At 65.5% G+C, this 23,376-nt stretch carries 24 protein-coding genes; 21 read left to right on the forward strand and 3 right to left on the reverse strand.

Features of this window, described 5'->3' with window-relative positions; all coding sequences use genetic code 11:
- The first annotated feature begins 77 nt into the window (after positions 1 to 77).
- The 8 genes from G6N59_RS29950 (at position 78) to G6N59_RS29985 (ending at position 6,253) form a co-directional block, all read left to right on the forward strand.
- Entirely contained in the window at positions 78 to 1,733 is a 1,656-nt protein-coding gene (locus G6N59_RS29950) for a DUF4226 domain-containing protein (protein ID WP_138233381.1), read from the forward strand.
- A gap of 40 nt (positions 1,734 to 1,773) precedes the next feature.
- Positions 1,774 to 2,085, forward strand: coding sequence for a type VII secretion target (locus tag G6N59_RS29955; protein WP_138233382.1), 312 nt, complete (start codon positions 1,774 to 1,776; stop codon positions 2,083 to 2,085).
- Between the two features lie 8 nt (positions 2,086 to 2,093).
- A complete protein-coding gene (locus tag G6N59_RS29960; RefSeq protein WP_138233383.1) occupies positions 2,094 to 2,396 on the forward strand; it encodes a DUF2694 family protein in 303 nt (100 codons plus the stop codon).
- A 9-nt stretch (positions 2,397 to 2,405) separates the two neighbouring features.
- Positions 2,406 to 4,193: a PPE domain-containing protein gene (locus G6N59_RS29965; RefSeq protein WP_138233384.1), complete on the forward strand. Its 1,788-nt coding sequence runs from the start codon at positions 2,406 to 2,408 to the stop codon at positions 4,191 to 4,193.
- Positions 4,190 to 4,576, forward strand: a complete 387-nt coding sequence (locus tag G6N59_RS29970; RefSeq protein ID WP_138233385.1) for a YbaB/EbfC family nucleoid-associated protein — start codon at positions 4,190 to 4,192, stop codon at positions 4,574 to 4,576. Before G6N59_RS29965 ends, G6N59_RS29970 begins: the two co-directional genes overlap by 4 nt.
- A gap of 290 nt (positions 4,577 to 4,866) precedes the next feature.
- The gene (locus tag G6N59_RS29975; protein ID WP_138233386.1) at positions 4,867 to 5,307 is read left to right on the forward strand and encodes a hypothetical protein; all 441 of its coding nucleotides are present in this window, start codon (positions 4,867 to 4,869) and stop codon (positions 5,305 to 5,307) included.
- Between the two features lie 5 nt (positions 5,308 to 5,312).
- Entirely contained in the window at positions 5,313 to 5,654 is a 342-nt protein-coding gene (locus G6N59_RS29980) for a hypothetical protein (RefSeq protein WP_138233387.1), read from the forward strand.
- Positions 5,651 to 6,253, forward strand: coding sequence for a hypothetical protein (locus G6N59_RS29985; RefSeq protein WP_138233388.1), 603 nt, complete (start codon positions 5,651 to 5,653; stop codon positions 6,251 to 6,253). Before G6N59_RS29980 ends, G6N59_RS29985 begins: the two co-directional genes overlap by 4 nt.
- A 1,078-nt stretch (positions 6,254 to 7,331) precedes the next feature.
- On the opposite strand, the gene G6N59_RS29990 is transcribed toward G6N59_RS29985, so the two are convergent.
- Positions 7,332 to 7,685, reverse strand: a complete 354-nt coding sequence (locus G6N59_RS29990) for a hypothetical protein (protein ID WP_138233389.1) — start codon at positions 7,683 to 7,685, stop codon at positions 7,332 to 7,334.
- A 142-nt stretch (positions 7,686 to 7,827) separates the two neighbouring features.
- Here G6N59_RS29990 and G6N59_RS29995 point away from each other — a divergent pair, with 142 nt between their 5' ends.
- A complete protein-coding gene (locus G6N59_RS29995) occupies positions 7,828 to 8,733 on the forward strand; it encodes an EspK C-terminal domain-containing protein (RefSeq protein ID WP_170212476.1) in 906 nt (301 codons plus the stop codon).
- A gap of 70 nt (positions 8,734 to 8,803) precedes the next feature.
- On the forward strand, positions 8,804 to 9,436 hold the full coding sequence (locus G6N59_RS30000) for a hypothetical protein (protein WP_138233391.1): 633 nt from the start codon (positions 8,804 to 8,806) through the stop codon (positions 9,434 to 9,436).
- Between the two features lie 16 nt (positions 9,437 to 9,452).
- Here the strand turns inward: G6N59_RS30000 and G6N59_RS30005 are convergent, their stop codons facing one another.
- On the reverse strand, positions 9,453 to 9,845 hold the full coding sequence (locus G6N59_RS30005) for a type II toxin-antitoxin system VapC family toxin (protein WP_138233392.1): 393 nt from the start codon (positions 9,843 to 9,845) through the stop codon (positions 9,453 to 9,455).
- Entirely contained in the window at positions 9,842 to 10,099 is a 258-nt protein-coding gene (locus tag G6N59_RS30010; protein ID WP_138233393.1) for a hypothetical protein, read from the reverse strand. The genes G6N59_RS30005 and G6N59_RS30010 overlap by 4 nt, the downstream gene beginning before the upstream one ends.
- A 226-nt stretch (positions 10,100 to 10,325) precedes the next feature.
- On the opposite strand from G6N59_RS30010, the gene eccB reads away from it, so the two are divergent.
- The 11 genes from eccB to eccD all read left to right on the forward strand — a co-directional run bounded on the left by eccB (position 10,326) and on the right by eccD (position 23,376).
- Positions 10,326 to 11,813: a type VII secretion protein EccB gene (gene eccB, locus G6N59_RS30015; protein WP_138233394.1), complete on the forward strand. Its 1,488-nt coding sequence runs from the start codon at positions 10,326 to 10,328 to the stop codon at positions 11,811 to 11,813.
- 138 nt (positions 11,814 to 11,951) lie between these two features.
- Entirely contained in the window at positions 11,952 to 12,968 is a 1,017-nt protein-coding gene (locus tag G6N59_RS30020) for a hypothetical protein (RefSeq protein ID WP_138233395.1), read from the forward strand.
- Positions 12,955 to 16,134 carry a type VII secretion protein EccCb gene (gene eccCb, locus G6N59_RS30025; RefSeq protein WP_163912269.1) on the forward strand — a complete coding sequence of 1,060 codons (3,180 nt, stop codon included), beginning with the start codon at positions 12,955 to 12,957 and terminating at the stop codon, positions 16,132 to 16,134. Before G6N59_RS30020 ends, eccCb begins: the two co-directional genes overlap by 14 nt.
- Complete coding sequence (locus tag G6N59_RS30030) at positions 16,131 to 16,547, forward strand: XRE family transcriptional regulator (RefSeq protein ID WP_138233397.1); 417 nt, start codon at positions 16,131 to 16,133, stop codon at positions 16,545 to 16,547. Before eccCb ends, G6N59_RS30030 begins: the two co-directional genes overlap by 4 nt.
- A gap of 132 nt (positions 16,548 to 16,679) precedes the next feature.
- A complete protein-coding gene (locus tag G6N59_RS30035) occupies positions 16,680 to 16,979 on the forward strand; it encodes a PE domain-containing protein (protein WP_138233398.1) in 300 nt (99 codons plus the stop codon).
- Positions 16,980 to 16,989: 10 nt separating this feature from the next.
- Positions 16,990 to 18,396, forward strand: a complete 1,407-nt coding sequence (locus G6N59_RS30040; RefSeq protein ID WP_138233399.1) for a PPE domain-containing protein — start codon at positions 16,990 to 16,992, stop codon at positions 18,394 to 18,396.
- Positions 18,397 to 18,474: 78 nt separating this feature from the next.
- On the forward strand, positions 18,475 to 18,792 hold the full coding sequence (locus G6N59_RS30045; protein ID WP_138233400.1) for a WXG100 family type VII secretion target: 318 nt from the start codon (positions 18,475 to 18,477) through the stop codon (positions 18,790 to 18,792).
- A 68-nt stretch (positions 18,793 to 18,860) separates the two neighbouring features.
- Positions 18,861 to 19,154 (forward strand): hypothetical protein, encoded by a 294-nt coding sequence (locus G6N59_RS30050; protein WP_138233401.1) that lies wholly within the window; start codon positions 18,861 to 18,863, stop codon positions 19,152 to 19,154.
- A gap of 53 nt (positions 19,155 to 19,207) precedes the next feature.
- On the forward strand, positions 19,208 to 20,086 hold the full coding sequence (locus G6N59_RS30055; RefSeq protein WP_235678766.1) for an ESX secretion-associated protein EspG: 879 nt from the start codon (positions 19,208 to 19,210) through the stop codon (positions 20,084 to 20,086).
- Between the two features lie 129 nt (positions 20,087 to 20,215).
- Positions 20,216 to 21,862 (forward strand): MinD/ParA family ATP-binding protein, encoded by a 1,647-nt coding sequence (locus G6N59_RS30060; RefSeq protein ID WP_138233403.1) that lies wholly within the window; start codon positions 20,216 to 20,218, stop codon positions 21,860 to 21,862.
- Positions 21,859 to 23,376, forward strand: coding sequence for a type VII secretion integral membrane protein EccD (gene eccD / locus G6N59_RS30065; protein ID WP_138233404.1), 1,518 nt, complete (start codon positions 21,859 to 21,861; stop codon positions 23,374 to 23,376). Before G6N59_RS30060 ends, eccD begins: the two co-directional genes overlap by 4 nt.

Below are 23,376 nucleotides of genomic sequence, written 5' to 3' on the forward strand. Positions count from 1 at the left end.
TCCCGTTGCATTCCGTCTCAAACGAATGTGGCTACGTTGCTGGAAGTCGGAGCCGTTTCGGTCCTAACGTGCGCAGCATGACTACTTGGGCTGACGTGGCCATTGGCGGATTGCTGGGCGGCGTGTCCGAAGTGCTGGGCAAGCCGATTCCGTTGTCGCCCAACGGCGGGCAGGGTCCCGGGGCGGCGATCACTGACCGGGGTGATCTGTCGATGTCTCAGCGTGCCGCGTTGAAGTACATGGGTGTCGACCCTGATACTGCGTCTCTCGATGAGATCAACCGGGTTCTCGAGCTCGGTCCCAAGGCTCCGACGGTTCCGGCCGCTGCGCCGCCTCCGCCTCCGCCCGGGCCGGCGACTCCGCCCGCCCCGGGTACACCGCCCCCGGACGGGATGAGCGGCCCTGCTGCTGATGCGGCCAAGGCGCTGAATTCGGCGTTGCAGAAGCAGCATTCGGCGATCAATGATGCCGATGATCAGCTGTCCGAGGCGATTTTGAAGGCCACGACGTCCAGCCAGGATGGGCAGCAGAAGCTCAAGGCGTTGCAGCAGGACATCATCGACAAGGTCGACAAGCTCAAGCCGACGTTGGATACTCCGGCGGGCCAGCAGCAGTTGGCCGAATTTCTGCAGGGCAAGGCCGACGACATCAGCAAGGTGCTCAAGGACACCGGCCTGGATTCGCAGGCCCATTCGGCGATTCTGGATGCGCTGGCCGCGCAGTACAAAGCGGTCAAAGACGGCAAGGGCTCCGGACCTGACGACGGCAAGGGCGGCAAGGACGATCCGCAGGCCCCGGCGGCGCCGGGAGCGCCGGCTCCGGGCGGCCCGGCCGCTCCGGCCCCTGATGCTCCGCCGGCAGGCCCCGCCGGCACTGGCGGGCTGCCGGGGAGCGACCCGCTGCTCGACGGTGGACTGCCCTCTGACCCGATGATGGCGGGTCTGGGTGCATTGGGCCCGGCCATGGGCGCTCTCGGCGGGCTGCCGGGCGCGCTGGGCTCGATGATGCCCGGCGGCGGTCTCGGTGGCGGTGGCGGTGGGTTGGGTGATCTTGGTTCGGCGATCGGCGGGGCTATCCATGACGCGAACAGTCATTCGGACAATCCTGATCCGACCGAGAAACAGCATCCCGACCCGCTCAAAGACCCTGGCCAGGAGAACAAGCCGCAGGACCCGACTGGCCCGAAGAGTCCGCAGACTGAACCTGCGGGCAACAACAACCAGGGGCCTGCTGCGGCCGGTCCTGGAGCACCCCCAGCGGGCGCTCCAGGTGCTCCAGGACAGGTCCCGGCTCCGCCGCCGTTTGATCCCACGGTCAAGCTGCCGGGGGACACCACGCGCACGGTGAACGACCAGGCGCTGAACGGCGCGGGCCGCGACGTGCTGGCCGGCAAGTCGATCGACGAGGCGTTTCCGTCGCACGGCATCGTGCTGCCGCCGATCGGGTCGCCGGTCACCAACAACCAGGTGTCGCCGGGCAGCCTGCAGTTCGGCGACATGGGCGAGTTCACCGATCACCGGGTCATGGCTCTCGGGCAAGGCACGGTGTGGAACGACGGCCAGGTTGTGCCGTTGAGTCATCTGCAGACCGGCCCGAATTTCCTGGGCTGGCATCGGTTGACGACTCCTGCCCAGCAACCGGTCGCCCCGGTGGCGGCGCCGCCGGTTGCCGCGCCGCAGCCCGTTTCGAGCGCGACGCTGACCTCGTCCACAACCCCCCAGCAGCCGCATTGAGCTGCGACAACCGGCAAAGACAGGGAGTACCGTCATGGCTATGAGTAACGACGTCACGCAGGTCGACCCCACCAAGATGGTGGAGTGGGCACGGCAGCACGAGCTGGCTGCTGAGCGTTGCGCTGCCGCCCGCAAAGAACATCCCCGCACGATCGCGGCCGCCGCGTCGTGGGGGCCGATGTTCGCCGACGCCCGCAAGGCGGCCGTCGATGCGGTCAATGCACGTGAGGCCGCGTTGATCGAGCAGGAGAACCGGCATCGGGAAATGGCGCTCACGTTGAAGCGTGGCGCTGCGGTAATGCAGGCCACAAATGATGAAAACGCCCGTAACTTGCGGCTGTCGCAAAGTTGAGCGTGGACATGGTTGATCAGGAGACCGCCGACACCGTGGAGGTGGAGGTCTACGAGGCCGCCAGCCGCGATGAGTCGATCATCGCGGTGGTGGGCCGGCGTGGACAGACCCTCGGTGTGCAGCTGGAGGATGCGGCGATGAAGCTGACCGAGGCTGATCTGGCGTATCGGGTGATCAAGTTGAACACGTTGGCGCACTTGCGGTCTCAGCTGGCTCGCCGTCAGGAGATGGAGGCGGCCGGGTTCACGGTGTCACGGTCGTTGCCGACCGCTGAGCAGGTCGCGGCCTACGAAGAGATGATTGAGTTCTAGGACTGGACAGTGGACAGCAGGGGGACAACACACGGGGGAAACGGCGGCGCTGGGCCGACGCTGCATGTCAACGTCGGCGGCATTCACGCGGTCGCAGGGATGCTCGAAGCTGCGGCCACCAAACTGGCCGCGCACGCGGTGCCGGTCGCGCACCCGCCGTTGGGTAACGACGAGACCTCGGTGAGTGCGGCCGCACGGCTCACCGAACACGGCGCGGTCCTGGCCTCGCGGGCCGGAGACGGGGCCGCGGTCCTGCAAGCAGCCGCAGCAGCGCTCTATCAGGCCACGGGCACCTACACGGCCGTGGACACGGCCAACGTCTCGGTCGTCGCGCTGACCGGTAACCCGATCGCGCCGACCCCGACAGCGCCGCCGGCGGTGACCGCCAACGTGCAGCCGATCGACGTCCCGGTGCTGCCGTCTGCGCCGCGACCCGGTGAGGTCACCGCCGCCATGATGAAGGCGGGCACACCTAGCTCCGGGCAAGCATTCATCAAGAACTGCAACGCTATTGGCGGATCGTTCCGCGACGCCGCATCGTCGGCGCACTCGGCCGCCGGGCTGGTCAACGATCACCTGACCGGCGCGGCCGGGCCTCGAATCCACCAGGCGCTCATGAGCTTTGGGGACTGGTCCACTCACATGGGTACGCACGCCGACACAGTGGCCCAGTCGGCCAGCAGCCATGCCACGAGGTTCACCCAAGTCCAGCGCGCCACACCCACGCCAACGGATTACGAGTCCGTGCAACAGAGGTTCGCCAAAGCGCAGGCGATTAACGCCTCCCATCCGGGCATGGGTGTGCCGGCGATGGTGCAAGCGCAAAACGACTACATGGATTTGAATCAACGCACCACGGTGTCGATGGCGGGCTATCACACCGGGGAGTTTCCGCAGGCCCCGCCGCCACCGCCACCGGCGGTGCACATTGTGGAACCGGCTCCGGCACAGAATGATTCGGCGTCTGCTGGCCAACCGGCACCTGGCCGTCACGTGGCCGAAGAGAAGCATCCGGGAGCGCCGGCCGATGACGCCGCCGCAGCGGCGGACGATGCCGGGGCAGAACTCGGAACCGGCGGCGACGGGCTCGACCAGCTCGGCGCCAGCCCTCTGGGCGCCGGGGGCGGCGCGTCCGAAATGGCCTCGACCATGCCCGCCCTATTGACCGGGGTGCTCGGCGGGCTCGTCGGCGCGGTCACCGCGATACCGCAGGGCGCTGCCCAGCAAGCGCAAAGTTTGGCATCGCAAGCGATGGAGGGCATGTCAGGCCTCAGCAAGGGCCTGGCCGGCAAAGACGGACTGGACACCCCGTCCCTCGGTGACGGACCGTCCTTGCCTGGCTTTGACCCCAGCGGACTGGGCGGTGGCGGAGGCGGGGGAGGCGAACCGAGTACCGCACCTGCGGCCAGCGCCTCCGATCTTCCCCCGGCCGGGTCGGGCACCAGCATGTTGTCCAGCGCGAGCAGCAGCCCAGCCGCCGGCCCGGCGATGACTTCCGGGGCGCGGGTGGAGCCGGTGTCCGCCGGCCCAGGCGGGGCGCCGATGATGATGCCTCCCATGGGCGCCGGTGGCGGCATGGGCGCCGCCGGGTCGGGCGCGCGGCCGATGAAAGAACCCGACAAGTTGATCAAGGCGCTCAAGGCGGCCAACAGCGAGCCAGTCAAGGGTGAGGTGCTGCGCCGCCAGGTGGTCGCCACCGCCGACGATCCGCTCGACAACGACGAAAACGACAAGCCGAAACCGACCGTAGGCGTGGGCTCGCGCCGGCTACGCCAACAACTGAAAGGTGACAAATGACCGTCTACGAGTACCCGACGTATCAAGAGGACGTCGACCGCACCCAGTCGGTCATTGCCCGAGTTGAGCGAGTGCAGGCCATGCTCAACAAATTCGTCGACGAACTCAAAGACCTCGAAGGGTTCGCCGAAAACGACAACGGCGACGTCAAGGTGCGAGTCAATCACGAAGGCTCCCTGCGCGAATTGATCATCGCGCACGGCTGCTTGGCTACCTACGACAACCTCGCTTTTGAGACAGAAATCAACGAGACCGTGGCCAAAGCGGTGGACTCTGTCACCGCAGCAACCGCCGAGCTCACCGGTGCACAGGACGAAGCCGATCTCGATAACGTCGTCGCCGCCCTGTCCGACCCAAATTCGTACATCTGGAAATCAGCGTGATTTGCCCGCTGTGCTGGCCCGATGTCGGTGGCCAGAGTTAGTGTTGATGCATGGGGCAGCCGCAGCAGCAGCCGGGGGGCGTCACAATGACACCCCCTGATGTGGCATGGGCGCGTACAGGCGCAACCACCGGCCCACCCCCGCAGGCGCTCCTGACGCCGCCACAGTCCCTACAGGCACCCGCACCGCCGCCACCACCACCGCCCGCCGACAACCAGCGCCGCGGTCTGGATTGGAAACTGATCGCACCGATCAGCCTGGCGCTCGTGCTGGCGACAGCAGCGGTGGTCATGAGCGTGGTCAAGCTCGCCGAGCCGGCACCCGTGGCCACGACAACGACCGTGACCGCCGCACCCGTCGGGCCGACATTTACACCGGATCAGGTGGCGGCGGCCAAGAAGCAGGCATGCGATGCCGTGGACACTGCGGACGGGCCGATCACATCGTCGCAGCGAGATTTTTATGCTGCCCGCCTTGATCGGAATTCGCCGCAGTATCAGCAGATGCTGTCGAATTGGCAGACGGTAAGTGCCGTGGAGGCCGAGTACACCAGGGGACATCTGACCCCGGCGACCCCTCCTGCGGTCGCGGACGCTATCAATGCTGACCTCGGCGCGCTCGCCGCGCTTGTCGACGGCAACACCCGTGGCGTCTCCGACGATCAAGCCAACATTTTGATCGACAAGTACAAGGCCACCGGCGCCCAGGTAACCAAGGTCTGCGAGGAGTAATCACGATGCCGTCCACAGACCTTCTTGAAGTCGACCACATCGGTACGGCCACAGCCAACACCCGCACGTCGTCGGCGGTGGCTGAAATGGCTACGGGTGCAACCGCTTCCGCGACAGCGACCGCCGCCGGTGCCGCACACGCGGTACAGACGGCGGCTTCGGTGTGGGCTCCCGTTGGCGGGTCGAGCGCGATGGCCGACGGGCAGGTGCCGACGATCGAAACCGTGCTCGCGTCCGCGGGCGCGAAGCTCAGCGGCGCCAACCACCAAGCGCTGACCAGCGTGATCAACACCAACGAACAGAACCGCCAAGCTCTTACGTCGCACCCGGAGGTGATCGACCTATGACCACCTATGCGCCGCCCCCGGTTCTCGCTCCCGACCAGACCCCGGCGTACTGGCAGACCACCCCGCCGGGTGGCGGCCTGCCGCCGCGTCCGCTGCGAACTGGCGGTCGGCGTCGTGGTGTTGTCGCTGCCTGGGTAGCGGTCGCCGCTGCGGCGGCCGCGGTGGCGGTGAGCGCTGTGAACCTGTCTACGCCTCAGGCCGCGCCCGTGCACACCACCGTCGTGCCCGCCGGTCCGGCCACCTACACCACCGACCAGGTCGCTGCCGCTAAGCAACAGACCTGCGCCGCGTGGAAGACCGCGTCCGCACAGATGGCCGGGGCGAGTAACGCCGCAGCTGATGCGCCGCCGAACTGGAGCAACCCTGACACTAAAAACGCTCTCGCAGCGGAAGCGCGGACAACTCTTGCGGAGAGTGCGTACCTGCGGTCCCAAATTGGTGACGCCACCCCATTGGAGCTGACAGGTCCGATCCACGACTACCTCGTGGCCAGCTTCGACATGGAGCACTGGACTATGCGACGCAACGGGCCGAACCGACACGAAGCAATCGGCCGCAGCAACATCGCCGCCAACAAGGTGGACGCAGCGTGCACCTAGCCGGCGCGTAGAGGGGATTTCAAAGCAATCGGGGAGGGGCGACCATGTCGGCTGTGACACCGGCGGGTGGTGGGTGGCGTTCTCACATCATCACGCCCGATATCGTTCCGCCCGATCCTGCGCCCATGGAAGCGAAGGCGAAGATCTACAAGGCGCGCGGCGAAGAGCTCCAGCAGGCCTCTCGGGAATTGATGAGCGCCAACATGCAGCGCCAGTACAGCGCTAAGTCCGTCGGCTTCGAGGCAGCCTTCCAAGCCAACCTGGAATACGCCAGCATGGTTGCACGTGCCGGCGGGTGGTACAGCGCCCTGTCCGAGACGTATACCTCGGTTGCCGGGGTGTACCGCGATGTGAGTGCGGGACATGACAATGTCATGAACTCCGCTGACCGCGAGATGGAGTCGACACCCCCTGTTGGGCATCCCGCGATTGCCGCGACGCACCACGCCTGGGCGCGAGGGCTGGCCACGTCCGGTGTCGCCTCGGCGATGGCCAAGATGACGAGGTTCCATAGCGAGTACGGCCCGACGGTCGTGGAGTTCAGCTCGAAGATAGCGACAGCGCCACAAGCCCCCGTGATGCCGCCGGCAAGCCCCCAGAAAGGCGACGGCATCGCGGTGCCGGCTTCAACGCGAAAAGTCGATGATCTAGACCAGGGAGACGGTCCCGACAAGAGCACCGACCCGACGAACACAGCCAAAGATGCTGCGGCTCAGTCAGGGGCGAAGTCAGGTGCTCACACGGGCCTAGAAGGAGGAGCGGAGCGATCCGCCGCCGATAATGCGGCGGCCGCCGCTGCTCCACAGACGCCGATAACTCCGATGCCCGGTACTCGAGAGCCGGTCGCCCCGTCCACGAGCGGAGGCCTTTTCCGGGAGGCTGGGCTCGGGGGTATTCCGGGCGGTGGTGGGATGCCTGGTGGTGGTTTGGGTTCTGGTGGCGGTGGTCTTGGTGGGTTGGGTTCGTCGAATCCGTTGTCTTCGTTGACTTCTGGTCTTGGGCAGCCGGGTAGCGCTCCGGCTGGGTTGAGTAGTTTGGCCAATAGTGCCGGTGTGCAGAATGCGGCCGCGCAGATCGGTCAGTCTCCGGCCGCTGCGATCGCGAAGTCGGTTGCCTCGGGCGCTGGTGGTGGTGGGGCGCCTGTGGCTCCGGTGTCGCCTGCGACGACGACGGGGGTGAGTTCGGCTGCGTCGACGATGGGCGCGGCGGAGGCAGTGCCCGCCGCGGGCGCATCGAGCGTTGCGCCGTCGTCGGGCCTTGGTGCGGCGGGCGCGCATGTTCCGCCTGCGGCCGCGGCGGCGAGTCCTTCGGGTGCTGGTGTGGCGTCGGCTGCGGGTGCGGCTGCGCCAGCGATGATGGTTCCGCCACCTGGTATGGGTGCCCCTGCCGCGGCGGCGGGTTCTGGTGGGGCGCCGGTGGTTCCGGCCTCCACGAGTGGCGCCGCTGGCGCCGCTGGTGGCCCGGGCCCGGGTTCTGGTGTGGTGCCGGGTTCTGGTTCTACGACGATGGTGCCTACTCCGGTGGCGACTCCGTCGGTCGGCGCTGGGGGGCGTAGTGAGTCTTCGGAGCTGCGGATGGCGCGGACGTTGGCTGCGCAGCTGCGGCGGGATTCGGATGCGGTGAATTATCCGATCATTGAGTGGGCGGTCGGTGTTTTCCGTTCCGATAGTTCGGTCGCGCCGGAGACGGTGGTGATGTCGAATGAGGGCTTCGGGTACATTCCGCGTGGGGTGTATCTGCCTCGTGGTGTTCGGTTGTTGTCGTCTGATCCTTTGGTTCACAGCGGTTTTGAGAATCGGTGGACTGGTTGGTCCGATCCGGCGCGGGTCTTGGCTGAGTATGCGGCGTTGCGTCAGGAGCGTGGGGGCGGGAGTTTGGTTGCCGCTGCCGCGACGAATCGGGTGGAGCCGTTCCGGACCGCAGGTGTGGAATATGTTCTGTGCCCGCGTGATAACACTCCGGTGGTGTTGACGCCTCCGGCGCTCGATGCGGTGCATGTGGACCGGTTCGAGATTGCTTTTCCTGATGTGTCGGCGCGCGTGGATCGGCTGTTGGCCGACCGGGGGCGTGATCTGATTGAAGAGTTGGTTAAGCCGTTGTCGTTGGAGATGATGACTCGGGTTTCTGGTGCGACGATGCCGTATCCGCCGGAGCTGCGGGCGATGTGGGAGCAGATCACCGGTAACGGGGCGGTGAGTCCAGGGGATTGGCAGGCGTTCAATGATGCCACCAATAGGCAGTACTTCAGCGCGGCTGCGTATCGTCCGGGGTTCAAAGATGTTGCGCCTGAGGATGATCCAACGTCGCGGGAAGTTTACGAGCATCACTGGTTGATTGCTCGGTCGATGGAGTTGCTGCGCAGTTTCCAGTACCGGCCGGTGTCGGTGGCCGACATGCTGTATCCGATCGCTGTGGCCTTCGATGGCGATTTCACGCAGCGGGTTGGTCCGGCGCTCCGGCAGATCGAAATGGCAGCGTAGTCACGGGTAGCTGAATCTTGTTGTGCCGCACGACCGGATGGTCGCGTGTTGAGAGAATTGAGTGGGGTCCATGGGGGTTCTTGAAGACAACGTGCCGCAACTGTTTGGCAACGTTGATCAGGACTGGGTGCCGGATGCTGTGGTGCGCTTCGTAGATGGCGGTGTCGCTCAGTTTTCGAGGGTGCGGTTTCTTTCTGACGACCGGTTGTTAGCCGAGTTGGTTTGCCCGGTGTATGCGCCGACAAGCGGTGGGTCGGAGTCTCGTAAGGAAGTCGGCTCAGTGGTTGAGCGAGCCTATTACGCGGCGGGGGTGTGGGAGTCCGTTGCTCCGGTTCCGGTGGGTGTGCTTGTTGTCAAGGTGGACCAGGGCAAACCGGAGGTGGTGGCGGGTGGCGTTGGCCTGGATCGGCGTGCGGCGAATAAGGTTGCCCGCGAGTGGATTGCGGCTCGGGCCGAGCAGGAGAAGAAGCGGTCGGGCGGACGGTGTCAATCGCTGGTCTCGCCGGACGTGCGGCCAGATGGTGACGTTATCGGTACGGGATACCGGGAGTGGCGCGTTGGACCTGATGCGTACAACGGTCGTGAAGTGGTCAGTTCGTTTGAATTCACATTGCTGCTTCCCGATGACCATGACAAACCGTTGCGGGAGCGGGCGATGCTTGAAGCTCAGCGGTCCCAGGTGAGGTGGGGATCGGATCTATAGGCGTTGCGGACGACGGTCAGCGGGCAACGCCGATACCCAGTTTTTTCGCCGACGCTGCCAGTGCGTCGTCGAAGGTGGCGACCTTGGCGACGTCAGGGCCCAGTTCGACGGCCGTATACAGCACGCAGCAGTCTGGCATCTTGCGGCCGGTGCTTGTCCTCAGGAGCGCTAGCGATGGCCAGCTGTCGGCGCTGATCTCGTGCGCGGTGATCTGCAGGTCGGCGATTCCTTTGCGGGCGGTGTCGGCAAGTCCTGATCTGGTTGGGCCGACGAGGAATTCTGCGAGAGTGATTGTGTTAGCCCAGAATTCGTGTTCCGCGTTGTCGAGCAGTAGCTTGCCGGCTCGGGCGTGGTGTGCGTCGCTGGGCTCGAAGTGAGCGATCAGGACGCTGGCGTCGAGGACGATCATGCTGGCCAGTCTTCGCGCAGTTCGTGGAGGTAGTCGGGGCCGAAGCTGCCGGCTAGCGAGCCGGCGGTGGCCTGGATGGCGTGCCGCCGGTGGGCTGCGCGGTCTTCGACGCTCTGTTGTCCGGCGAGGATCAGTAGGCGCAGGAGTGCGGCAGGTTTGTCGGACATTTCGGGCCAGACGCGGCGCGCGGTGTCGAGGGCTCGGGCAATGTCCTCGGTCTCGGTGATGGGGTGGCGTGGCCGCGCGGTGGGCATACCGCCAAGTGTAGCACTGCGCACTCTCGGGTGTGGCACCTGTGTTTGGTGATCGAGCGTGGTGCCTGTGGTTGGCATAGGATTACCGCGCGTTGTGTGATGGGCGTGTCGGGAAATTGCTTCTGGTGCAGTCTTTCTGGCGTCTGCGAACTTAGCGTGAATTCGTTTCGTTCGGATTTGGACGCGATGCTGGCTTCTGCGTTGTGGTCGCGGGTACGGTGCGGTTGTGCCACTAAAATTAGCGTCGAAGACCCAAGTGAGTGGGCATTTTTTCGTGCGGCGGCGGCTGGCTTTCGCGCTGGCGCGGCGTTCGGTGCGGATGGATTTCAACCCTGCGCAGATGCAGCGCACCTTGTTGGTGGTCTCGGCGATTATCGGTGCCACGGCCGTTGTCGGGGCGTTGGCTTTGGGGTGGCTGCGGCCGACCGGGACGGTTGGTGAGTCGAAGATCGTCGCGGACCGCAAGTTGGGCACCCTGTATGTCAAGGTCGGCGACCGCCTGCATCCTGCGCTGAATTTGGTGTCGGCACAGTTGATCGCGGGCCAGCCTGACGCGCCGGTGTTCGTATCGTCGGACGATATTGCCAAGCAGCCGATGGGTCCGGCGGTGGGGATCATCGGTGCCCCGGTGGAGCGGCCCGCTGTGCAGTCCCCTGATGTGGTGCGGTGGGCGGTGTGTGACACGGCATCGGGCACGATTGGTGGCGAACCGGTGATTACCGGTATCGACGGGGCGTTGACGTTCGGGTCGGTGGCCGCTCCGGTCGGCGTGGGTGACGGGGTGCTGTTGTCGTATGACCATCAGGCCTATCTCGTTAATGGCGGGATGCGTATGCCGGTGGATTTGGGCAACGGTGTGATCACCTCGGCGTTGGGGATCGCGTCGACGGCTCAGCCGGTGCCGATGTCGCGGGCGCTGTTTGATGCGTTGCCCGCCGGGGGGCCGGTGGTGGTGCCGGTGGTGCCGAATGCTGGTGCGCCAGGGCGGCCGGAGCTCGGGCCGGGTGTTGTGGTGGGGGCGGTGGTGGCTAGCCACGATGTGTCCTCCAACACTGACAAGTTTTATGTGGCGATCGGTGATGGGGTGCAGGAGATTTCGCCGGTGGTTGCTTCGATGCTGCGGCAGACGAACTCGTTCGGGTTCGCGGTGCCGCCGAAGGTGTCGCCCGATCGGCTGGCGCATATTCCGGTGCGGCACTTGCTCGATGTTGATTACTACCCGAAGTCGCCGCTGCGGATCGTTGATTCGGCAAGCCAGCCGGTGACGTGCATGGCGTACCGGTGGGGGATCAGTGAGCGTCAGGCGCAGTTGTCGGTGGTTTCTGGTCGTGCGTTGCCGATTACGAGTGAGCAGCAGTCACGGTTGATTCCGCTGGTCGGTGGCGGGACGAACGGCGTTCAGGCCAATCAGGTGTTGTTGAGCGAGGATGCGTCGACGTTCGTCAATACCACTGGTGACGCGATCGACAGTCCGGCCCGCGAGACGTTGTGGCTGATCAGCTCGGCCGGTGCACGGTATGGCGTTCCGTTTGATAAAGAGAATTTGAAGGCGTTGGGGCTGAATGAAGGGCAGGTCCGGCCGGCGCCGTGGGCGATGTTGCAGGTATGGCCTTCGGGACCGGAGTTGTCTCAGGCGGCGGCGGCCACGGTTCATGATTCAGCTGATGGGGCGGCGGCGCCGGTGGCCACTGCGGGCCCGACGGCGTCGCGGTAGATCGAGGGGGCACGGGTAATGTCGACGAAGCGTTTTGAGCCGCGTCCTCGAGGACCGCGGGAGGAGTTGCCCCGCCCTCCAGGCGGTAAGCAGCCGGTGCCGCACCCGGTGAGAGCGCCGCGGGCCAGGCCCCTTGCGATGCGTCAGTTGGTCGTTCCGGCGATCATCGGGTTCGTCTTTTTGGGCATGATCACCGTGATCGTGACGCAGCCGGGTCTACGCAGCGGTGCGGGCATGTTTAGTTTCTTTCTCCCGATCATGATGCTGGGGGCGTTCGCGAGCACGTTCAATCGAGGCGGCGGGGGCGGCGAGAATCAGCCGAAGTCGCCGTCGGACCTGGCCGAGGATCGGCGCCAATATTTCGCCGATCAGGATGAGGCACGCGATGAGCTGCAGGAGGCGGCCAGGCTGCAGTTTGAGCACATGCGTTTCCTCAACCCTGCGCCAAATCAGTTGCGGGGGTTGATCGGTTCTCCCCGGATGTGGGAGCGTTCGGGTGTTGGTGATGCCAGCCGCGATCCCATGGTGGGCAATTTCGGGGTGGTGCGGATGGGGACCGGCCGGGTTGAGCTGATCAAGAAGCTGTCGGACACGCACATCAGTGGGGAGCGAGCTGACTACGATCCGGTGACCCTGGAAGCGCACGCACAGTTCCAGCTGGAGCAGACGCATCTCTCGGGTGCGCCGAAGGCGCTTTCGCTGACTAAGCATCCGTTGATCACGTTGGCCGGCGACGGCGATGACGAGGTTCTGTATGGGGTGGTGCGGGCGATGATCTGCCAGAGCGCGGTGTTGCATCCGCCGACGTTCCTGAAAATCGCTGTGGTGACCGAGGATCCGCAGCGGTGGGATGCGGTGAAGTTTCTGCCGCATTGCCAGCATCCGGATCGGATGGATCAGGGTGGGTCGATGCGGCTGATCTGGGGGTCGGCGCAGGAGATGGCGGAAGCGGTCGGTGTCGAGTTCGGCAACAAGCGTAAGAATTTCGGGACCAGCGGTGAACCGACATTGCCGCACTGGCTGGTTTTCAACGACCTCCCGAAGGAAGACAGCGAGTGGGATACGTTGACCCGCAAGGGTTCTGGCGGTGTCTCCGGTGTGACGTTCGTACGGGTCGTCGGCAAGCAGAAGGAAGATGAAAATGTCACTCGGTGATGGCTACGTGATCGACGTCTCCCGTGATGCCTTGTTGGCCCGGGACCAGAAGGCCCAGGGTGAATTCTGGGTCACGCCTGACTTGTTGAGTGATGCCGAGACTCGGGCGATCGTGCGTCGTTTGGCCCGGTATCACGCCGATGCGGATCGGGTGACTGCCAGCGCAGCGCCGCGGCTGTCGTCGGTGGACTTGGGCGATCTGACGGGCATCAAGGATTTTGCTCGCCTCGACTTGGACAAGTTGTGGGCGCGTACGTCGTTGGGGCCGCCGCAAGCCAATAGCGAAGGCGATTACTTGTGGGGCGAGGATTGGTTGCGTATCCCCGTCGGGCGGGACAGTAACGGCAACACGTTCTATATCGACCTGAAAGAAACCCACGAGTTCAGCGGGGGCGGCTTTCACGTCGTGGTGGTCGGGACGACGGGCTCGGGTAAGTCCGAGTTCCTCAAAACCCTTGTGCTGGGTGGCTGCTTGACCCATTCGCCGCAGTCGCTGGTGGTGGCGGTCTTCGACTTCAAAGGTTCCAGTCTGGTCCATTCACTGTATGGCTTGCCTCATCTGGTGGCCGGCCAGAACAACTTGCGCTCGGACAGCATGTGGATGGACCGCATGGCCGATGTTCTGTTCGGCGAGTTCGAGATTCGCAAGCAGGCACTGGACCGCGCCGGGGTCGGCGACATCGCTGAGTACGAATATCTGCGTATCCACAAGAAGGAGAAGCTGCGGCCGCTGCCGCACATGATGCTGGTGGTCGACGAGTTCACTCAGATGTTCGGCGAGTGCGAGGCGGCCAAAGAGGTCATCGACGAAGGCCTGCGCCAGGGCCGGTCGCTGGGTATTCGTGTGGTGTTGGGTTCTCAGCAGCTCGGGCACGTGATGTCCAGCGGGCTGCTGACCAACGTCCCGCACCGGGTGGCTCTGCGCACCGGCGGTGAGGGTGTCTCGCGTGCGGTCATCGAGAGTGACGAGGCGGACCGGCTGCCGAAGAAGCCGGCCGGCGCCGGGTATCACCGCATCTATGGCGACAAGCATCTGAGTCGGGTGCAATTCGCCTATACCAGCGGCGTGTACGTCAAGTCTTCTGATGTGGTGCGTTCCGAGGAGGTCCGCACCGCAGCAGGATATGTTGTGCCGCAGGACTTCACGGTCACACCGATGGGTGAGCTTTCGATTCCGCAGCCGGTCGAGGCCGTTGCTGCGCCGGTGGCCGCACCGCAGACGGTGATCGGTCCGGACGGGCGCGAGATGAAGAAGATTCAGGTGGCCAATCAGGCGCTGCGCTCGGCGTACACGCTGCCCCTGCCGCCGCCGATGTGGTTGCCGCCGCTGGCGCCGTTGCAGGCGGATGACTTGGTGCGCCGGACGCGTCGCCGGGGCAAGCCGTGGGATGTCAATTACGGGGAGGCTGACGCCGACGCGACGGAGTTGGCGCTTCCGGTGGGCATGGAGGATCGGCCGTTCGACCATAAGCAGTACGTGTACGCACCGGATTTGACCCAGGGCAATCTTTTTGTTGTCGGGCTGTCGCGGTCCGGCAAATCCACGGCGATCGCCACCATGATCACCGCCGGTGCGCTGAAGTACACGCCGCGGCGGGTCCAGTTCTACATCGTATCGATGGCTGGCACCGATTATGAAGCGGTTCAAGGGCTTCCGCATGTCGGTGGATATGCCCAAGACGGCGATCCGGAGACGGTGCGGCGCATCTTTGCCGAAATGAACGCCTTGGTCGCCCAGCGCGCAGACTCTTTCAAGGCTCATGGTTTGACGTTGGATCGGTTCCGGCGCCGCAAATTCGGCAGCGAACCGGGCAGCTATCCCGAGGACGGTTACGGCGATGTGTTCCTGGTGATCGATGGCTGGGAGCTGTTCGGCAGCGCCGAGCGGTTCGAGAAGCTCATTGACAAGGACGTCGTGCCATTGATGACGGTCGGGCCGGCCTATGGCGTGCACATGGTCATCGCGGCCGGGTCCTATATTCGGTCGGGAATCCGGTCGACGATGTGGCCGCGACTGACGAATTTCTTGGAATTCAAACTCGATTCGACTGATACGAGCCGAACCACGGACAACAACAAGATGGCCGCGAAGGTTCCGTTCGGGTCCCGCCAGGAGTTTCTGGACGACGCCGAACGCGACACCGACGATGATGACGATTCGTCCTCCGAGGACGATGTCGCGCCGGAACCACGGATGGTCACGGTGCGCATTGCCGGGCGCGGTATTTCGATGAACGGCTATCACTTTCAGGCGGGTGAGCCGAAAGTGGCTGTCGGGCCGCACGTCGTGGACCTAAGTGAGGCGCTGCCACATATTAAAGCGGTCGCCGCGAGCTACCCGCCGGCGCCGCGGGTGCATTTGTTGCCGACCAGGATCACGCTGGACGAGGTGATCGCTCAGACCACGCGTCCGCCGAGTCCTCCGCTGGTGCCGCTCGGTATCTCCGAACTCGATATGAAACCGGTGTACGCGGACTTTAAGCGGAACCCGCACCTGTTGATCACCGGCAGGCCCAACTGCGGTTTGAGTTCGGCGGTGACATCGGTGGCACAGTCCATCATGGACGTCTACTCGCCGCAGCAGGCCAAGTTCTACGTGGTGGACCCGTTGCGATCGCAGCTGGAGGTCGTCGAAGGAGAACACCTGGGTGAATACGTCCACCAGGAGGACGAAGCCCGGCAGGTGTTCTATGACCTCGCCGAAATGCTGACAGCTCGCATTCCCACCGAGAAGCTGACTCAGGCGCAGCTGCGCGAAGCGCACCGCTCGTGGAGCGGTCCGGAGATCTTCGTGCTGGTCGACCGAATCGAGGAGGTCCAGCAGTGGGACCGTGGCGGCTTCCCAATGGCCGGCGAGATTCCGAAGGTCAACCCGTTGTCGTTCCTGGCGCCCTTGGTGACCCGGGCCGATGAGGTCGGGCTGCACTTCGTCATCGGACGTCGGCTGGACACCAGCTTTTCCAACCGGGTCTGGCAGGACCCGATTGTCAGCAAGCTGATGACCGCCAAGTCGGCCATCATCATGGACGGCGACCCGGCAGACGGTCCGGTGATCGAGGACGTGCGAGCTCAAAAGAGCGTGCCCGGCCGCGGCCTGTATCTGACCGAGGCCGGCACGGCAGCGCTGCAATTCGGGCTGCCGCGCCCGGTGGGCGGGCCGCGATGAGCGCCCGTGAGCCGGACGCGTGCTTGCGCCTGGCCAAGGCGGTCGATGATGCCCGTGGGGAGCTGGGGCTGTCCAAGCACGATCTGGCGCGGTTGTCGAAGACGAGTCGGCCGACGGTGTCACTGCTGATCAACCACGCGGTGATCCCGGCGCGTGAGTCCGGGTTGGATCGGATCGGCGCGGCGTTGGGCTGGGAGCCCGGCACGTGTGCGGCCATCCTCGATGGCCGGGTCGACATGACCCAGGTGATGGTGCCACCCAGCAAGGCTCAGCTGCTGGTGGCTGAACAACTGGACGAATTGGCGGCGTCGGCGGCGTCGGCGGCCGAGGATGCCGAACGCTCGGCGGGGCGGTTACGCCAGATCGAAGCGCAGGTCAGGGCTGCGGCGCGGCTGGTGTTGCGCTCACCGTAACGCGGAGGTGTCCACAGTGGCTGTTGACTTGTGGTGAATCGGGTTGCGTCGGTGGACGCACTCAGGGGCCGTCACTAAAGTCAAAAGGGTTAAAGCGTACTTGACGCTCATGCATCACGGGGGAGGGACCTCATGACGATGTTTTTGGAGACTCCGATTATCGCCGCGCAGGCGGCCACGGAGATGACGGGGGCGGCGACAACCGCCGGTACCTTGACCGGCGCGGCGCCGGCGATGCTGACCGCACCGCCGATGGGCGCCGAGGAAGTCAGCGCGATGCTGGCTTCAGCTGCGGCGGCGCACGGCGGGCAGTTCCTGGCCGCGGCCGGCACCGGCACCGTGCAGCGCGCCTTGTTCGGCACGTCGGTGGCAGTGGCGTCGGCGACCTACGAAGCGATCGGCGACCTGGCCAAGGTCGCTCTGTCGTTGTAGACGGCCCAGCATGTACTGGGGGATCGACCCGGCCACGAACGCCTTCCGGCTGATGGCGGGTGCCGGACCGGCAGCTCACGCGGCGCAGCTGGCGGCGTACGAAACCGCCGCCATCACACACACCGAGCAGGGCGCCCAGAGTGCAGCGACCGCCGGAGCGACAGCACCGTCATTCCAGGGTCTCGGCGGCATCGCCAGCGTCGCGCAAGCCGTGGAGAACGCGGCGTGGATGCAGGCCGCCGCCGCCCACGCCCAGACCGGGGCCGGCTTGATCGCGATGGGACAGGCGCACTACATCAACGCGGTGACCAACACCATCCCGGCACCGGTCGTGGTAGCCAACCGGGTACGTGAAGCAACCCTGGAAGCCACCAATTTCATGGGCTTCAACACCCCCGCCATCGCCCAAACGAACGCCGAATACACGTTTTTCTGGGGTAAGAACGCCACCGCGATGATGGGGTACCTGGCCGGGGTGAGCAGCCTGATGGGGCCGCTATCGGTTCCGCTGGTCCCGCTGGGCGAGGGGGCCAATCCTGCCGCCATCGGCGGGGCGGTTGCCAGCGCGGCCAGGGAAGCCGCCGAAGTCGGCATGCAGGCCATGAGCGCCGGACTCTCACAAGCCGCCGCGGGCGTCAGCGAAGCGGCATCGACCGGGGCGGGACTGGCCGGCGAAGGCGCCCAAATCGCTCAAGCAGCGGCGCAAGCACCCGCCTCGTCGGGTACACCCAGTCAGGCGGGCACCGCACCGACACCGGCGCAGGGCGGGCCCGCGAGCGCGCCGGGTACCACCGGGCAGCCCGGCAGCAGCGATGCCATGCAGTCGGTGCAGTCGCTGCTCCCGCAGCTGGCACAGGCCCCGCAGATGCTGTCGAGCGCCGGCGGGTCGCCGCTGTCCTCGGCCGGGGAACTTCCGCAGATGCTCGGCGGCCAGATGGGCGGCTTGATGGGCCCGCTGTCGTCGCTGACCAGCGGCATGAACGGCGGGCCTGGCGGAGCCGGAGGTTTCGGCGCAGCGCCGCCGCTAAGTGCCGCCAGCGCCCCCTGGCAGGGACTCGGTGCCGCCAACGGCGGGTTTGCCGGTGGCGGGTCGGCGGTTTCGGCCGCTCTGACCAAACCGTCGGCTGGCTCGGTGGGCCTGGGTGGCCCGGTGGGTTTGCCTGCCGGATGGTGGAGCAGCGACCCGGCCTCTGAACAGTCGTCCAAGGCCGCTGGGGCCACGCGCGGGGCCGCCGGACCTGGCGGTGTTCCCGGGATGATGGGGCCGATGGGGGCTGCTGGTGCGAACCGGCGCGATCAGCGCGGCGCTGTCGCGATGGGTGAGGAAGACAAGGCGATTGAGACTGGCGGCAATTCCTACGCCATGCCGGTCTACACCGCAGATGGGGACGTCGTTTACACCGGGGGCGGGGGATAGGGCCCTGGCGGGAGACCAGGGACAGACCGAAACGCAGCTGTATCACCAACCTTTTGAATTAACAAGGAGATTCGTGACATGCCATCATCTAACGGCGCACTGAATACCGATACTGGGGCGATGCTCGAAGGGGCGCGCCAGCTCGCCAACATCCACATGGACCTCATGGCCTCGCTGCAGCGGTACCAGACCATGAACCAGAACCTGACGTCCAGCGGTTTCCAGGGCGATGCCGCGATCCAGTCGATGACTACCACCGAGGACATCCGCCGCACGGGCACCCAGGTGACCCAGCGGTTCGAGACGGTGATCAATACGATCAAAACCTCTGCGGCGCACTACGACTCGACCAACCAGCAGAACCGCAACGTCATCGGACAGGTTACCGGCGCTTAGCCGGCCGCCACATCATCCTGCGCTCGAACAGGTTTCGAGCCAACGACTTTTCAGAAGGAGAAGAACTCATGGATTCACAGCGTTATGACCACGTGATGATGGGCGACCATGTCGGCCAACAGCAGAATCTGGTCAATCACATGGCCGAGCTGCAGAAGAAGGCCGTCGGTGTGCTCAATCACCTGCAGACGATCTGGACCGCGCACGGTTCAAACGCCTACGCCCAGTGCAGCATGGAGATCAACCAGGCGTTCCAGACGGTGTTCGACACGATCAACCGGCATGCCGCGGCGATCGGTACGTCATCGCACAACGCGGGGGCCGGCGACCAGAGCGTGGCAGGGATGTTCAAAGCCCTGTGAGCACAACAGCTTCGGCGACGGCGGGGCTGTCAACCACTTCCGAAGGGATTTGGTTGACAGCCGCGCTGCTCGGCGTTCGTCAGCTTCCCGAGGCCCTCAAAGTCCGGCCGGTGGGAAGTATCGCCGAAACGGTGGCTGATCACCCCGGACTCGAGGTGCTCGAAGCGCAGGGCGTGTGTCGCGGACGGGTCGTGGACAGCGATGTCGCAGAGTGGATCGGCGTATTAGGCCGTCCCGACATCGAGGTTGACGTCGTGGTGTCGCGGCCGCAGACCGAGCCGACCGGCGAACTCGGTCCTCCGCCACTGTTCAACGCACCCGAGGACCCGTATGAAGCGGCCGCGGCGCTGGCCGAGTGGCATCGGCAGCGTGCACGGCGCGCGGCGGTCATCTGCCGGCGCGATGATCAGTGGGTGTCGGCGGTGCGGTTGTGGCGGGCCGGTGAGGACTCCATCGACGACATTGTGGTGACACCACTGGGCACGGCCCCGATCGGCACGTCCGTCACCCAGGTGCTCGGTCCTGGTGAGCCCGCCCAATTTCATGGGATCAACATCGAAACTGATGTGCTGCGGCCCATCCTGACCGACTGGCAACAGCATCCGCACCATGACGTTGTCCGGGAGTTGGTGCATGCGGGGGTTTCGGTTCCGCAAGCGCGGATCATTCGCAGCGCCGCGGATGCCAGTGCCACGCAGGCGACGCTCGCGGCGGCACAGTTCACGATCGACGGGCCACAATGGGCGTCGCTGGCGTTGTCGATTTCGAACACGCTCAGCGGTCGTGTACTGGTCAGCAATTCGATTGCGCCCGATGGCCAGCAGTGGACGACGTTGCTGCCCGGGACGGGTCAGGCGATCGAGACTGCGGTCGTGGAGTTGCTTGAATCGTTGCCCGCAGGCGGTGACTGGACCGGCCATCAACGCGTCTAAAAATAGTTACGGGCCAATGTGGTCCGCGTTGTGGACGTAAGAAAATGCTGGTTGTTACTCTCGCGCCATGACGAAAGAATTTGGCACTAGCCGCAATTCGTCAGCGGCTACCGGTCGGGGGAGAACGCTATGAGCACACCGAATGATCGCGACTTTTTTTCCACTTTGGGCCAGCCCGGCGGGGGCGTGAACCAGCCCGTTGACGGCGATGCTGTTGACGCGGGGGAGCCAAAGCATCAGGCCACCAACGGTATTCACCATGACGCACCCGCACCCGATACGGATACCGGTCACGTCAACGGACTCCAGCAGGCGCGTCCGCCGCACTTCGGCGCGATGTCGTCGAGCGGGCCGGCCGGACTGAACCCGCCCACCGGGCCGCAGCCACAGCTGCCCCAGCCGCCTCAGCGGCCCTACGATACCGGCGGATTCCCCTCATACGACCCGCGTCAAGGCCCACCGCAGCGGCCTGCAGGAGAATCCACGGGAAGCTTCCCGGCCGCACGGCCAACAGGCCTGAACCCTGCCGCCGCGAGCCCGGTTCCGCCGCGCCCCACCTTCGACCCCGAAGGCACCCAGATCATGGACCGGGCCACGCACGCCAAGATGATCCAGGACGTGCAGGCCTTTCAGGCAGGCGCCGCAGCCGCCGGGCGTGAGGTGATCACCCCCGCATCGTTCAACGAAAGTGCTGCGCCGCAACGTAGTTGGCAGAACGCAGCACCGGGCCAGTGGCCGGGCAATCCGCCCCCGATGCACCCGGTGCAGCAGCAGCCCGCGCGCCGATCCCAAACCGACGAGCCGGTGGGGCACGAGGGCCTGGCCGAACGTTTGCGCGCCGGTGACCTGGTGACCCCGGCGAAGGCTCCGGCGACCCGGGGATGGCGGTATTGGCTGTACCGGACGTCGTTCAAGACCATCAATGTCGGTGCCTCGCCGGACGAGCTCTACGAGCGTGAACTGATCGCGCAGGTCGGAGCGAACCTTCGTGGCACCTATACCGTCGCTGTTCTCGGTGGCAAAGGCGGCTCCGGAAAGACCAGCATCACAACGACATTGGCGTCAATGATCCGCAGCCACCGCAGCGACCCCGTGGTGGCGATCGACGCGGACCCGGCCGAGGGCGCCAATCTGGCCGATCGCATCGACCCGAGGGCAGCTTCGGTGCGCGCCATCCTGGGCGACCGAAACCTCAACCGTTACACCGACATGCGCTCGCTGACCGGACAGAACAGCGCCGGGCTCGATGTGGTTGCCTCCCCACAGCACAACGGCGCATCCACCACGGCCATCACCCCTGAGGAATTCAGCGACGCCCACGCCCGGCTGTCAACCTTCTACAACATTCTGCTGGTGGACTCCGGCCAGCAGTTGGGGCACGCCGTGATGCCGGCAGTGTTGAAGTCAGCCAACGCGATCGTGGTGGTCGCCTCTGCCGATACCGGCGGTTCAGCCGGGGCGGACACCAACCTCAAGTGGCTTGTAGCCAAGGAGTACCACGAGCTGCTGTCGCGCATGGTGGTGGTCATCAACCATCACCGGCCGGCGGCCAGCCGCAGAGATCGCAAGGCCACCGCACAACTGGTGCAGGCCACCGGCGATCATTTCCGTCGCCGAATCGGCGAGAAGCGCGTCTTCGTCCTGCCGTTCGATGAGCACCTGGCCACCAGCGCGGTGGTGAATCTCGACGATCTCAACAAGACCACGCGGCGACGGCTGCTGGAAATCGGTGCTGCACTGTCCCAAGGCTTTTCGACCACATCGGACACGAAATGACGTCCACAGCTGAACAGCCGGCCACCACCACGGCGGCCAAGGCTCGCCCGAATGCGCCGCGCCTGTGCAGGGTGTCGCTGCTGATCGGCGAAGACACCATGCTCGACAAGGTTCTGCCGGCGGGCGTGCCGCTGGTAACGATCATCGAGGACCTCTGGCCTCGGGTCAATCGCGACCTGCAGCGCCGTGGCGTGGCGCCGCTGACCGATGCAACGACCTACACGTTGTGCTGGGCCGACGGGCACCCGCTGGAGGTGACGACGTCCCTGGACGATGCCGGGGTCCTTGACGGTGATCTGCTGCTGCTGCTTCCGGTGGAGTCCACCGAGCGGTTCGAACCGGTCATTGAGGAAGTCGCGACCGGTCTAGCGCGGGCGGCAGCCGCCCGGTTCCGCCGCGCCAACGCAGACACCGCGCGGCGGGTGGCCAGCGGGCTGCTGGTCGCGCTGGTGGTGTGGGCCGAGATCATCTTGGCGCAGCAGTGGCGCTGGAGCGGGGGCTGGATTCCGGCGGCGGTGTCCTGGTCGATCGCTGCCGCGTTGGCGATCGCCGCCGCGCTGGCCGCACACGCAAAGTTTGAGCAACGTCAGCGGGCATCTGACGTGCTGGCCTGGTCGGCGATCATCGCCGCGACCTGCGCCGCCGTACTGTCGGTGCCAAAGCCCTCGCCATGGTGCGTGCTGGCCGGCGCGGCCACCGCGATCGCCGCGGTGAAAGTGCTGAACATGCTGACCGGCCGGTTCTTGTCCACGCTCTACGCGTTGAGCGTGGTGTTTGGCGTGGGCGCAGTGACGGTGATGCTGGCGCCGCTGGGCTGGCACCTCAAGCCCGAGCAGATCGCCACCACGGTCCTGATGGTGGTGCTGGTCTTGGTGACCTGGGCGGACTCGATGGGCATCAGTGGTTCGGGCATCCCCGGGCCGCGGTTCCCGTCGATCAGCAACAAGGGCATCTTTGAACGGCCTGACGGTGCGCCCGCCGACATCGTGTCACCGGTCGACGCGGGCCAGGGCCAGTCGGGGGCCGACCATGCGAAGTGGGCGTTGAAGGGCAATCGCATCCTCGACGGGCTGCTCACCGGCGCGGCAGTGCTCACGGTGGCGGCGTCGCGGTATGCGGTGGCGCCGGGACGTGACTGGAGCTGGAGACTGCTGGCGTTCACCTTGGGGGTGTGCCTGATCCTGGTTCTGCGCTCGCGCAGCTTCCGCGACCGCTACCACTCCTCGGTGCTGGTGGTGGCTGGGGTGCTGGGCGTGGCGATGGTGATCGGCCGCTACGCCTCGGCGTCGACCCCGCCGCAATTGAGCACCACACTGATCTGCGTGGGCGCGGTCGCCGCCCTGGCGGTCATGGGATTGATTGTGGCGCTGGTCCTTCCGACAACGCGCATCAACGCACCCACCAACCGGTTCATCCAACTCCTGGAGTACGCCCCGCTGGCGGTGTTGGTGCCGTGGTGGCTGTGGGCGATCGGCGTGCTTGAGCTGGTCCGCAACCTGCCGCACGGAGTCTGA

The organism is Mycolicibacterium aubagnense (assembly GCF_010730955.1).
Taxonomy (GTDB): domain Bacteria; phylum Actinomycetota; class Actinomycetes; order Mycobacteriales; family Mycobacteriaceae; genus Mycobacterium; species Mycobacterium aubagnense.

Excerpts from the sequence above, each read along its gene's own strand:
- G6N59_RS29950 (WP_138233381.1), top strand. The coding sequence starts at position 78 with ATGACTACTTGGGCTGACGTGGCCATTGGCGGATTGCTGGGCGGCGTG.
- G6N59_RS29955 (WP_138233382.1), top strand. The coding sequence starts at position 1,774 with ATGAGTAACGACGTCACGCAGGTCGACCCCACCAAGATGGTGGAGTGG.
- G6N59_RS29960 (WP_138233383.1), top strand. The coding sequence starts at position 2,094 with ATGGTTGATCAGGAGACCGCCGACACCGTGGAGGTGGAGGTCTACGAG.
- G6N59_RS29970 (WP_138233385.1), top strand. The coding sequence starts at position 4,190 with ATGACCGTCTACGAGTACCCGACGTATCAAGAGGACGTCGACCGCACC.
- G6N59_RS29975 (WP_138233386.1), top strand. The coding sequence starts at position 4,867 with ATGAGCGTGGTCAAGCTCGCCGAGCCGGCACCCGTGGCCACGACAACG.
- G6N59_RS29980 (WP_138233387.1), top strand. The coding sequence starts at position 5,313 with ATGCCGTCCACAGACCTTCTTGAAGTCGACCACATCGGTACGGCCACA.
- G6N59_RS29985 (WP_138233388.1), top strand. The coding sequence starts at position 5,651 with ATGACCACCTATGCGCCGCCCCCGGTTCTCGCTCCCGACCAGACCCCG.
- G6N59_RS29995 (WP_170212476.1), top strand. The coding sequence starts at position 7,828 with ATGGCGCGGACGTTGGCTGCGCAGCTGCGGCGGGATTCGGATGCGGTG.
- G6N59_RS30000 (WP_138233391.1), top strand. The coding sequence starts at position 8,804 with ATGGGGGTTCTTGAAGACAACGTGCCGCAACTGTTTGGCAACGTTGAT.
- G6N59_RS30005 (WP_138233392.1), bottom strand. The coding sequence starts at position 9,845 with ATGATCGTCCTCGACGCCAGCGTCCTGATCGCTCACTTCGAGCCCAGC.
- G6N59_RS30010 (WP_138233393.1), bottom strand. The coding sequence starts at position 10,099 with ATGCCCACCGCGCGGCCACGCCACCCCATCACCGAGACCGAGGACATT.
- G6N59_RS30020 (WP_138233395.1), top strand. The coding sequence starts at position 11,952 with ATGCGTCAGTTGGTCGTTCCGGCGATCATCGGGTTCGTCTTTTTGGGC.
- eccCb (WP_163912269.1), top strand. The coding sequence starts at position 12,955 with ATGTCACTCGGTGATGGCTACGTGATCGACGTCTCCCGTGATGCCTTG.
- G6N59_RS30030 (WP_138233397.1), top strand. The coding sequence starts at position 16,131 with ATGAGCGCCCGTGAGCCGGACGCGTGCTTGCGCCTGGCCAAGGCGGTC.
- G6N59_RS30035 (WP_138233398.1), top strand. The coding sequence starts at position 16,680 with ATGACGATGTTTTTGGAGACTCCGATTATCGCCGCGCAGGCGGCCACG.
- G6N59_RS30040 (WP_138233399.1), top strand. The coding sequence starts at position 16,990 with ATGTACTGGGGGATCGACCCGGCCACGAACGCCTTCCGGCTGATGGCG.
- G6N59_RS30045 (WP_138233400.1), top strand. The coding sequence starts at position 18,475 with ATGCCATCATCTAACGGCGCACTGAATACCGATACTGGGGCGATGCTC.
- G6N59_RS30050 (WP_138233401.1), top strand. The coding sequence starts at position 18,861 with ATGGATTCACAGCGTTATGACCACGTGATGATGGGCGACCATGTCGGC.
- G6N59_RS30060 (WP_138233403.1), top strand. The coding sequence starts at position 20,216 with ATGAGCACACCGAATGATCGCGACTTTTTTTCCACTTTGGGCCAGCCC.
- eccD (WP_138233404.1), top strand. The coding sequence starts at position 21,859 with ATGACGTCCACAGCTGAACAGCCGGCCACCACCACGGCGGCCAAGGCT.